General features: G+C 30.6%; 7 protein-coding genes. 3 read left to right on the top strand and 4 right to left on the bottom strand.

The window, feature by feature from the left end:
- The first annotated feature begins 16 nt into the window (after positions 1-16).
- Together V9L04_RS16320 and V9L04_RS16315 are read left to right on the top strand one after the other, a co-directional pair.
- Positions 17-1021, top strand: a complete 1005-nt coding sequence (locus tag V9L04_RS16320; protein WP_338790928.1) for a bifunctional ADP-heptose synthase — start codon at positions 17-19, stop codon at positions 1019-1021.
- 69 nt (positions 1022-1090) lie between these two features.
- Positions 1091-1570 (top strand): protease complex subunit PrcB family protein, encoded by a 480-nt coding sequence (locus V9L04_RS16315; protein WP_338790927.1) that lies wholly within the window; start codon positions 1091-1093, stop codon positions 1568-1570.
- 495 nt (positions 1571-2065) lie between these two features.
- Here the strand turns inward: V9L04_RS16315 and V9L04_RS16310 are convergent, their stop codons facing one another.
- The 4 genes from V9L04_RS16310 to gcvP all read right to left on the bottom strand — a co-directional run bounded on the left by V9L04_RS16310 (position 2066) and on the right by gcvP (position 9506).
- The gene (locus tag V9L04_RS16310; RefSeq protein WP_338790926.1) at positions 2066-2935 is read right to left on the bottom strand and encodes a cation diffusion facilitator family transporter; all 870 of its coding nucleotides are present in this window, start codon (positions 2933-2935) and stop codon (positions 2066-2068) included.
- A gap of 266 nt (positions 2936-3201) precedes the next feature.
- The gene (locus tag V9L04_RS16305) at positions 3202-4887 is read right to left on the bottom strand and encodes a hypothetical protein (protein ID WP_338790925.1); all 1686 of its coding nucleotides are present in this window, start codon (positions 4885-4887) and stop codon (positions 3202-3204) included.
- Positions 4880-6460 (bottom strand): hypothetical protein, encoded by a 1581-nt coding sequence (locus tag V9L04_RS16300; RefSeq protein WP_338790924.1) that lies wholly within the window; start codon positions 6458-6460, stop codon positions 4880-4882. Before V9L04_RS16300 ends, V9L04_RS16305 begins: the two co-directional genes overlap by 8 nt.
- Before the next feature lie 121 nt (positions 6461-6581).
- A complete protein-coding gene (gene gcvP, locus V9L04_RS16295) occupies positions 6582-9506 on the bottom strand; it encodes an aminomethyl-transferring glycine dehydrogenase (RefSeq protein WP_338790923.1) in 2925 nt (974 codons plus the stop codon).
- A 1116-nt stretch (positions 9507-10622) separates the two neighbouring features.
- On the opposite strand from gcvP, the gene V9L04_RS16290 reads away from it, so the two are divergent.
- Positions 10623-11930 carry a glycosyltransferase family 4 protein gene (locus V9L04_RS16290; protein WP_338790922.1) on the top strand — a complete coding sequence of 436 codons (1308 nt, stop codon included), beginning with the start codon at positions 10623-10625 and terminating at the stop codon, positions 11928-11930.
- The last annotated feature ends 1 nt before the right edge of the window (position 11931 follow it).

Here is an 11931-nt window from a genome sequence, read left to right as displayed (position 1 = left end):
AATTATTTATTGCCACATGTCATTGGATTCCATTTTTGAAAATTTTAATACCCTTACAGCTCTCGTTATTGGAGATGTAATGATAGATTCCTATTTATGGGGAAAAGTAGAACGCATTTCGCCAGAAGCCCCTGTTCCTGTTGTTAGTTTGAAAGATAGAGAAAGTAGACTTGGAGGAGCTGCAAATGTAGCTTTGAATCTCAAATCTTTAGGAGCAAAAACGATTATGTGTTCAGTTGTGGGTAATGATAAAGAAAGCGAAAATCTCATTGAAATGTTTGAGCAGCAAAACATTGATGTTCGTGGCATTATTCACAGTCAAGCCCGTCCGACTACTATTAAACATCGTATTTTGGCAGGTTCACAGCATCTTCTTCGTATTGATTCAGAAACTACAAATCCTATTTCAGAAAATGAAAGCGAAGAGTTAATCAATAAAGTAAAAGAATTGGCTCTTGAAGCTGATGTTATCATTTTTGAAGATTATGATAAAGGTGTCCTGACTGAAAGAGTAATTTCAGAACTAATTGATTTTGCCAATCAAAAAGATATTCCTACTGTCATTGACCCTAAAAAACGTAACTTTTGGCACTATAAAAATGCTACACTTTTTAAGCCCAATTTGAAAGAACTTCAAGAAGGTTTAGGAAAGGACATTAATGTAAAAAACACCGATTTAAATAATTTAAGTAAAAGTGAAATAGCTCTTGCTGTTCAAGAACTTGCACAAAAAATGCAACTCAAATCAGTTTTGATTACACTTTCTGAATATGGTGTTTATATTGCCAACTCATCTGAAAATCATAAAATTGCTGCCCACAAACGAGAAATTTCTGATGTTTCGGGTGCTGGTGATACTGTGGTAAGCATTGCAGGACTTTGCATGGCTCTAAAACTACCTCTAAAAACAGTAGCCGAATTAGCTAATTTGGGTGGTGGATTGGTTTGTGAATCCTTAGGAGTTGTTCCAATAGATAAATCACTTTTCAAACAGGAGGCTAAGAAAAAAGTAACCTTTTAGTCTATTTATGTGTTGTTTTGGTATCTGAATATCAACTATTTTTTTTCATTTTTAATTCGTAATTATCTTATGAAACTTATTTTTTTATCTGTCTTATCAATTTTAATCTCAACTTTTTTATCTTGTAAATCTAGTAAAGACAAACAAGAAAATGAATCAATTCCCTTCGAAACAGTCTTAAAAACAATGACTTTTGGAAGCGAAACAGCAGGAACTAAATTAGTTCAAGCACAAACTGATTTGAAAAGTTTTGAGGTAGCTAATGGCAATGATATGCCAAAAGAACTCTTAGAAGTAAATTTGAAAGAAAACACACTTCTAATGGTTATGTCTGGAATAAAAAACACAGGTGGTTTTGATATAGAAATCGAAAAAATCATCGAAGCAAATGACAAAATAACTGTTTTCTATAAAGAAATGAATCCAGCAAAAGATGCTATGCTTACAATGGCACTTACTTATCCTCTGCATGCCGTAACTATAAAAAAGACAGATAAAGAAATTGTCTTTGAGAAAATAGATTTGAAAGTAAATGATTTTAAAAAATAATTTGTGATAATTTACAACGTTTATTTGTATATCAATCATTTTACTTTTGCTCACATTATTCGCATTATGTAAAATTTCATACCTTTTCATTTCCTTATTTCATTTCCTTGGAAGTATAGTTTTTTAAAAATTATATTTTTAAGGAAATGTTTTTTTTTACAAAAAATTTAAACTTCTTTATTAAACATTATCACGGTTAATTTAGTAATGTTCATTCTTCCATAGCGACAGGTTTGCAAACCTGTCGCTATGGAAAAATAAGAGTGTTTTTCTTTTCTCTAACTAATTGATTATTAGACCTGTAAATAACCGTGATAACGTTTTTTATACTCATACGTTTTTGGTTTTCAAAAATCAAATTTATCAGTACACCTCAAAGGTGTCAGATAATTTGTTTTTTGAACTGTACTGACACTTATGAACGGCTTTAGCCCTCAACGAAGTTAAAGTGTCTGACAGTTTTATTTTTTCGAAAACCATTTTTGATTAAGTATATCAATCATTTGGTTCAATATGAATGAGTATATGTTCTAAATTTTCAATATTTTCTTTTAGATAATCTTTTAAATTATGAGCTAATGCATGTCCTTCTCGTACTGAAATGTTTCCATTTACTCTAGCATGCAAATCAATGTGATATTTCATACCTGCTTTTCGCACAAAACATTTTTCTGTTCCTTCTATTCCTGCTACTTGCATAGATTTTTCTCTAATTTCTAAGATTAAACTATCATATACATGTTCGTCCATAATCTCACCTAGTGCAGGTCTAAAGATTAAATAGCTATTGTAGAGAATAAAACTAGAAGCCAGTAAAGCAGCCCAATCATCTGCTGTTTCGTATCCTTCTCCAAAAATAATTGCAATTGAAATTCCTATAAATGCCATTACGGAGGTAATAGCGTCGCTTCTATGATGCCAAGCATCTGCTTTTAGAGATGAACTATTTGTTTCTTTACTTTTCTTAATCACAATTTGAAAAGAAGTTTCTTTCCATAAAATAATTATTCCCAAAACGATTAAAGTCCAAGATTCAGGCGTTTTGTGTGGCGTTTGAATATTCTGAATGCTCTCATGAGCAATTATGGATGCCGAAATGATAAGAAATACAACCACAGCAAAAGTAATCAAAGGTTCTATTCTTCCATGACCATACGGATGATTTTTATCGGCTGGTTTTTGTGCATATTTAAGTCCAAATAAAACTAATAAAGAAGCAAAAATATCGGTTGTAGATTCAATGGCATCAGCAATTAGCGCATACGAGTTTCCAAAAAAACCTGCTAGTCCTTTAATTAAAGCTAAACTAGTGTTGCCAATAATACTAAAGTAAGTCGCTTTTATTGCAATCTGTTCATTGTTCATAGTTTTTTTTGGAGAGGTTAAATACAAGTGTGGTTTAAGATTTTTGTAGTTCAATAATCAATTTATCCAACCAGTTTTTAAAACGAGGACATTATTACTTTTTCCTACACCATTAGCACCAATCAAAATATTAATTGGACGTAAGCGAATATCTAAGTGTTTTATAGATTTGAAATTTTCTATTACTATTTCTTTTATCATTATTATTTTTTGCTAATTCTGTTTTGGAGCTTTTTAAAGTAAATTGAAAAGTTGTGTTTGAATTTTTACTCTTTCAAGTATTTTCTCCACTCCTCTACAAAAATCGGAGTTTTGTAATATAAATGAGCTAGACTTCTAAGAAAGTCATAACCTACCTCATCAGTAATATATTTAATGTTTTCGACAGGCTTATTTTTTATTTTTATACAAAAATCTTCAAAATTTTCGTCTAATAATACACTTGTTTCTACTCCACCCTCTTCAAGTATCTCCCTTTCAAAAAGAATCTGTTCGATGTCGTTATTTTCATAATCTGGGTAAAATACTTGAAGATTAATATCTTTATTCTTAAAAAACGAAGAGTACATATTATATAAGTTTTTACTTGCAAAAACGACTAAATACTCAAATAACATTGTTATTAATAAGGATGACTTATCAGAATAATTATGAGGTTTTTCTCTTGTAGCGATAGCCTCTATTACGACTTCTATGTTATTATTTAATTCTGGAAATCGTTTCCTTAGATTTTGGGTAATACATAAACTAGCGTATATAGTGTTCAAAAAATCTGGCACAAAAGCTACTTCTTCTTCAGTAAATAGTTCGTTTTCATTATTTTCAACAAGGTAATTTAATGTATTGTGAATAGCGATTGAATGATTATCTAACAAGGGTCTTAATCCTTCTAAATTATTACTTATAAGTTTTATCAAAGTGTTTTTAGAGTTTTTTAAACTGAACTCATCATCAAACTTGGGTGCTATTTTAAAATAATAAGTCAAATAATTAATATAATCAAAAAGGCGAATAGGATATCCTACCTCTTCATAAAAACCTCCTTCACCATATAAACCGTTTTCTTCTAATGCAAAGGGTAGTGTTTTATTAAAATATTCCTTTAAGACATGATATTGGATTTTCAGTATTTTATCAAATTCTTTCAGTACAGGTTTCTTTTTGCTTAATTTATTTTTTAAAATCCAAGCCCAAAGTTTCAATATAATATAGCTCACACAATCTTTAGCAGGGTTTAAATTATTGTTTTCTTTAGAATAATGAAAAATCATATTTGCTAGTAAATTCATAGTAGCTAAAAACTTCTTTAAAACTCTATTTTCACGAATATCAGTGTATTTATCAATTTGTATATCTATAAGTTGTTTAAAATCAGTAAAATCATATTCTGGAACATCTAATAATATCAATGTTTTTTTGAATAGCTTTAAACTTTTTTCGTCTGTTAGTAAATATTCATTAAACATATATTGACTAAACATTTCAGTAAGTTTAGTTATATCCCAATGCTCAAACTCTCCATCTTTAAACTCCCTAAATATAAAGCCATCAAATGTTAGTCTAACATTACGTCTTACTTCTCCATTATGTACTAAAACTACAATAGCAGGAAGGTTAGCAAAATTCCCATCAGTAAAATCATTAAATATTGCATATTTTGCTTCTTTTAATGATTCTATAACTCCATCTTCTTTAGTTAAAACTGAATTAGTTATATTACGATCACCTCCTCCTTTGACTTCAAAATAATATTTACACTTTACTCCACTTTCATTTTTACCAATAGCTATAACATCTTTTCCATATTGAGGTTGACCTTTTGAATCTTTTGGATTAGCAATCACCCTAAATCCCATCAAGGTTAGAAGAGTAGGAAACAGAGCATCTAATTCTGTGTCTTCCTTTAAACTTTCTAAATATTCTTGAACTATTAATTTGTTTAAATTACTCATCTACTTTCCAGTTTTGGTTAATTTCATTATTAGCATCATATTCATACTTATCATTATTAAGAAACATACTTCTTGGAAAAGTCATACTAGCAGATATTTTACCTAAAGGTACGAACTTATCTCGTCCATTTTCTGCAAATTTGTATGAGTTTCCTCTTGCTAGTACCACAGTAGGAAAGTATTTTAAAAATGAATTTTCCTCATGTTGTTTTTTACCTTCCTCCATTTCTTTTGCCATTTTATTATCATTTTTTGAATTAAATAGATTGTATAATCTAGCATGACTATGACTTGAAATTATTTCTTTTACTTTAATTTTCTTTAAAAAGGAGTTTTGATTTTCTTGTTCAATTGCTTTGAATTCTTCTAAATAGAAGCCATCATTAGTATTATTCAAATCAAGCTCATTTTCCATTATACTGATTATACTATCACTATAATCATTTATTAAAACTTCAATCTTAGCTTTCAATAAATCTTTAATGTATGAATACTTACTATTTCTTAAAGGTAACAATAAATGTAAAGTATCTTTCGGATATGTAAACATCCCACTCAATGATGCTATTAACCACTCTTGTTCTCGTTCTGAGTATTGTAATAAATCTGTTGAGAAATTAAACTTGTTGTGAGATTGTAAATAGCTTAAAACTTTATTAGCTAAAAAACGTATCACACCTAATTCATCAATTAGTAATTGTATAAGTCCTTTTGAAAATGCTTTTGGTTCTGATCTTTGAAAGGTGCTTATTGAGTGAAATAGTTTAGGTGTAAAATCATCTTTTAAGTCTATCATAGCTTTTTTTAATACTGCAAAAAAGTAATCTACATTTTTAAAATCATCTAGTAAGAAGTTTAAACTGTGATATGTTTCTATTTTTCTAAAATCCATTGACAGTAATATTTCTAGCTTTTTATCTTCATATCCTTTTACATTGTAAAGAATATTCAATATGTAATTTTGAACTTGTGAATCAGAATTAGAATAATGATTTATAAGTTCCCAAGCTTTTTCTGTTTGATAATCAAGTATGTATTTATTATTTAAATTTTTAATTAAAAAAAGAGTGACAGATAAAACACTATTGTTGTTAACAGATTTGAAATTTGTTATCAAACTAAAAGTATAATCAAATTGAACTTTAGAGGTATAATTCATTAATGCTAAAGTATGTAAACCTAAATGGCTGTCATTAGGTTCTTGCAATAATGAGATAATTCTTTGATATACTAAATCTTTATTATATTCATATAAGCCTAATAATATAGAAATTATTAAATCATCTTTATTCTCAATTTCATTGTTTATTACATAATCTAGTAAACTTATACATCTTTCATCTTGTCTACTGTATGATTTGATTGCATCTTTCACCCGAAAAAATGAAAGATCTTGTTCCATTTGTATGAAAAAATGATTCCATATATCGACTATTTCTGTTTTAGAAAAATCTACATTTATTAAAATATGATGTAAATTTCTGCTAAGACTAAATATATCTTCTTTTTTAGAATTCCTTTTTACAGAAAGAATATAGTCTAATGTATATTGATTAAAAATGTTTGTATTCATACTGTAAGTTATAAATTACACATAAAAAAACCTACCAAATTTCCAAAAAAGAAAATTCAGTAGGTTTTCATAATTATATATCTTGCCGTTGTTGGTGTTCCCACCAACGACACAAATTATTCTACTTCACTTCTGCCAATTCTCTCTCTTCATATTCTTCAACAGGAATACAACTACAAACTAGATTTCTATCGCCATACGCATCATCTATGCGACTAACCGAAACCCAAAACTTGCGTTCTTTTACCCATTCTAATGGATAAACTGCTTTCTGACGAGAATAAGGGAAATTCCACTCATTCGCCAAAAGTCTTCCTGCTGTGTGAGGAGCATTTTTCAAGACATTATCAGTTGCATCAGAATCTCTATCTTCAATTTCTTGAATTTCTTTGCGAATCTGAATCATTGCTTGTGCAAAACGGTCTAGTTCTTCTTTTGTTTCGCTTTCAGTTGGCTCAATCATAAGCGTTCCAGCAACTGGGAAAGAAACTGTTGGAGCGTGGAAACCATAATCCATCAAACGTTTAGCAATATCGACAACTTCAATTCCGACTGTCTTTTTAAATTCTCTACAATCCAAAATAAACTCGTGAGCGCAACGACCATTTTTACCTACATACAAAATTGGATAGTGTTCTTCCAATAAAGATTTGACATAATTTGCATTCAAAATAGCTCTTTCTGTTGCTCTTTTGAGTCCGTCGCCTCCCATCATTGCGATATACGCATACGAAATAAGCAAAATAGAAGCACTTCCATAAGGAGCTGCCGAAATAGGATGACTTGCGCCATTTTCTCCAATTTTTCCACGAATCTCAACTACTGGGTGAGAAGGCAAATAAGGAGCTAAATCTTTGACTACACCGATTGGACCCATTCCAGGACCTCCACCACCGTGAGGAATACAAAACGTTTTGTGTAAGTTCAAGTGACAAACATCTGCACCGATATTAGCAGGAGAAGTCAAACCAACTTGTGCGTTCATGTTTGCGCCATCCATATAAACACGACCACCATTTTGATGGATAATATCACAAATTTCTATGATAGACTCTTCAAAAACTCCGTGTGTCGAAGGATAGGTTACCATCAAACACGATAAATTTTCTTTATTTTTTTCTACTTTGTCTTTTAAGTCAGTTACATCAATATTTCCATTCTCATCACATTTTGTAATGACAACTTTCATTCCTGCCAAAACTGCACTCGCTGGGTTTGTTCCGTGAGCCGAAGAAGGAATAATAGCAACATTTCTATGTGTATCTCCTTTTGCTACGTGATAGCCACGAATTGCCATAAGACCTGCATATTCGCCTTGCGCTCCTGAGTTAGGTTGTAAAGAAACATCATCAAAACCTGTAATCTCACATAACCAAGTGCGTAAATTATCAGTAAGTTCTTTATATCCTTCTGCTTGATTGAGAGGCGCAAAAGGATGAATTTGTCCAAACTCTGACCACGTAACAGGAATCATTTCTGTTGTTGCATTGAGTTTCATAGTACAAGAACCCAAAGAAATCATCGAATGAACTAAAGATAAATCTTTGTTTTCCAAACGCTTCATGTAACGCAACATTTCGTGTTCGGTATGATACAAAGAAAAAACAGGATGTGTCATAAAATCAGATTTTCTGATGACTGCATCTTCCCAGTCTAGTTCTAAGTTTTGAGCAAATTCTTTTATTTCTTCTTTGAAAGAATCTTTGTGAGCAGCTTTAGCAAAAATAGCTGACAAGGTTTCAAGGTCTTCATATTCTGAACGCTCGCCAAACGAAATTCCTATATTTCCATTTTCAAAATAACGGAGATTTATTTCATTTTTCTCTGCTAATTCTTTAATAATACGTGCTTGTTCGCTTGTGGTATTGATTTTAAGTGTATCAAAATATTGATTATAAACCACTTCATACCCCAATTTCTCAACAACTTTATGGGTAATTTTAGCAAAACCGTGAATTCTGTGAGCAATATTCTTTAATCCTTCTGCGCCATGATAAACGCCATACATACTTGCCATTACAGAAAGTAAAACTTGTGCTGTACATATATTTGAAGTTGCTTTTTCTCTTTTGATATGTTGCTCACGAGTTTGAAGAGCCATTCTGTAAGCAGGGTTTCCCTCAGCATCTTTCGAAAGACCAATTACACGACCTGGAATAAAACGTTTGTCTTTATCATTAATCGCAAAAAATGCAGCGTGAGGTCCCCCATAACCCATTGGAACGCCCAAACGTTGCGCTGAACCAAAGACTACATCTGCACCCATTTCCCCTGGAGGAGTAAGCATTGTAAGAGCCAAAAGGTCAGAAGCAACAGCCACCGAAACTTCATTTTCTTTTGCCGAAGCAATAAATGAATTTATATTTTTGATATGTCCCTCTGTATTTGGATATTGAATCAAGAGTCCAAATAAATTCTCATCAGTAACATCTAGTTTTGTAATATCTCCAATTTCTAATTCAATACCTAAAGGCTCAGCACGTCCTACTAAAAGAGAAAGTGTTTGAGGATGGCATTTGTCAGAAACAAAAAACTTCATTGCTTTTTTCTTAGATTTTGCTTTTGTAGCATCCAAAAGGCGCATTGCTTCTGCTGCTGCTGTTGCTTCATCTAAAAGAGAAGCATTTGCAATTTCCATTCCTGTAAGGTCAATGACCATCGTTTGGAAATTGATAAGAGCTTCTAAACGTCCTTGTGCAATTTCGGCTTGATAAGGTGTATAAGCTGTGTACCAAGCTGGATTTTCTAAGATATTTCTTAGAATTACATTTGGCACAAGCGTTTCATAATATCCCATTCCTATAAAAGAACGAAATACTTTATTTTTTGAAGCAATTTTTTGAAGGCTATGAATAAAATCACTTTCTGTAAGTGCAGAAGGTAGATTTAAAGTTTTTTTAAGACGAATATCAGCAGGAACAGTTTCTGAAATAAGCTGTTCGATAGAAGAAGCGTTTACTTTTTTGAGCATTTCAGTAACAGAATCATCAAGATTTCCGTTGTGGCGACTCTCAAAGGTGGTTTGGTTGAAGATATTGATTTTCATTGGTATACTAAAGGTAAGCTAGATGAAAAGACTTAATATGAAAAGACCTAATATAAAAATGCAGTAGTTTTTGATAAACTTTCTAATGAATTGAGATAGACTATAGAGTAAATTCCGAACTCATTTTTGATAGTGTAAAGTTACAAAATATATCATTCTGATATGCTACTACAAATATCCTTAGACTTATGTTTGAATCAAAATTAGAGTGAAAATAAAAAAGAAAGACTGTTTGCTATAATTTATCTATTTGAGCTTTTTTTACTTAAATAGTTAATTTAGACAACTTCATTAAAAAAAAATAAAAATTTTAGTTTTAAAAAAATGTATAACTATTTTGTTTTGAAAGCGTTTATGAGATGTCTGAGAATTAAGCCAAATCTGAACAATATGTTTTTATTGATTTTACTTAGAATTATAAGAAAAAACTAATACTTAAAGTAATACTGTTTTTGAAATACAAAAAGATGGAATTATAACTATTTTGAGTATTTTTTTTTAGTTATCATTATTTTTAGCACCTAAGACAGCTCTATTTTTTTTAGAGGTAATTCTTTGATGAGCAAATAGTTAAGGTTTAAAGAAAGTTTAGATATATATTTTTTATTCTCTATTTTTTTAAAGATTTTTGTATCAGAATACATATTTGATAGATATTTTGAGTCATTCCTTTATTTTAAAAAAATGACTTTGATGTCTGTATCCTAATACAGAATATAAGGTATTAACAACTATTTTTTTACGGACAAAAACATACAAGAGTAGTGTAAAACGAAAAGCGTTTTAAGATTTTTTTAAATTTGGTCTTGCGTTTGCTTATACTTTAGATAAATTAGCTTCTAATTTGATTTTTTGAAAGAAAATTATTGAAGGTAGAAATTCGAAAATACAACGTAATTATATAGATGTTTTTGTTGTCTCAACAAAGTATCAACATGATTATTAATACTTTTTTCTACTTTTACAATTAGTCAAATCAGACATATTTATTTAACTGGTAATTTTTTAATTTACGCATACCTCTTTTATATGAATTAAACTCTACTCCTCCCTTTTAAAGCAGCTCTTAACTCATTTGATGAGAGATTCTTTAAGAAATTTACGAGATTTATTTGAATGCGAAATAACCAACATAAGATGAAAATAGGAATTGTAGTCAATTCTTCTTGGAACATTTATAACTTTAGAGCAGGTTTGATAAAAGCCTTTTTGCAAAACCATGAAGTAATTGCCATCGCTCCAGACGATGGATATAGAAAACCATTGGAAGAAATGGGGTGTAAGTTTGAGCCTGTGCCTATGGAATGTAAAGGCACAAATCCAATTAATGATGCTTTGCTTGTCAAAAGATTGGTAACTGCTTACAAAAAACACAAACTTGATGTAGTTTTGCATTATACCATAAAACCAAATATTTATGGTACAATGGCAGCTGAGATTTTAAAAATCCCCTCTATCAATAATGTAACAGGATTAGGAACTGTATTTTTAAGAGAAGGTATTTCTTCTAAAATTGCTCAATATCTGTATCGTTTTACATTTCGCTTTCCTAAAATTGTATTTTTTCAGAATAAAGATGATAGAGAGCTTTTTGTTAGTAAGAATCTCATTAATGAATCTATTGCCCGTCTTTTACCTGGGTCAGGTATAGATACTACGCATTTTGTGCCTAATACACCTACCTTATCTATTCCAAAAGAAAAAAACACAAAAGAATTTACTTTTCTTTTAATTGCTAGAGTATTATATGACAAAGGAATTGCAGAGTATGCAGATGCTATCAAACTTATGAGAAGTAAGGGAATTAATGCTCGTTTTCAACTTTTAGGTAAGATAGACGAAACAAAAGGATTAGGTGTTCCTGAAAAGCAAATCAAAGAATGGGAAAAAGAAGGGATTCTGAAGTATCTTGGTACTACTGGAGATGTACGTCCTCTTATCTCAAATGCTGATTGTATCGTTTTGCCTTCCTATAGAGAAGGAACTCCACGTACGCTTTTAGAAGCTGCTTGCCTTGGTAAACCAATAATTACAACTGATGTTCCAGGGTGCAGAGAAACAGTTATTCATAATTTTAATGGTTATTTATGTGAAGTAAAAAATGCGTATGACTTAGCTGACAAAATGCAAAGAATGATTTGTCTGGAAAAAGGAAAACTAGAAGAAATGGGAGTAAATAGTCGTTGGCTTGCCGAAACCAAATTTGATCAACAGATTATTATCAAGAAATATACAGAAGTAATCGATAAAGTAAGAGTAGAAGAATCTGTGAGAGATATTCATGCAAAAAACCGTTTTAGAAAAATGCGCTCTAAAGTAGAAGCTAGGCAGCTACAAGAGCAAAGAGATAAAATAAAAGCAGTTTCTATGCAACAAAATAACTCAAACTCAAGAACTAAAAGAGCTGTCTTGATAGAATCATAAT

The organism is Bernardetia sp. MNP-M8, from assembly GCF_037126285.1.
Taxonomy (GTDB): domain Bacteria; phylum Bacteroidota; class Bacteroidia; order Cytophagales; family Bernardetiaceae; genus Bernardetia.
The sequence above is the reverse complement of the archived record's forward strand: the minus strand, read 5'-3'. Positions and strand labels throughout refer to the sequence as shown.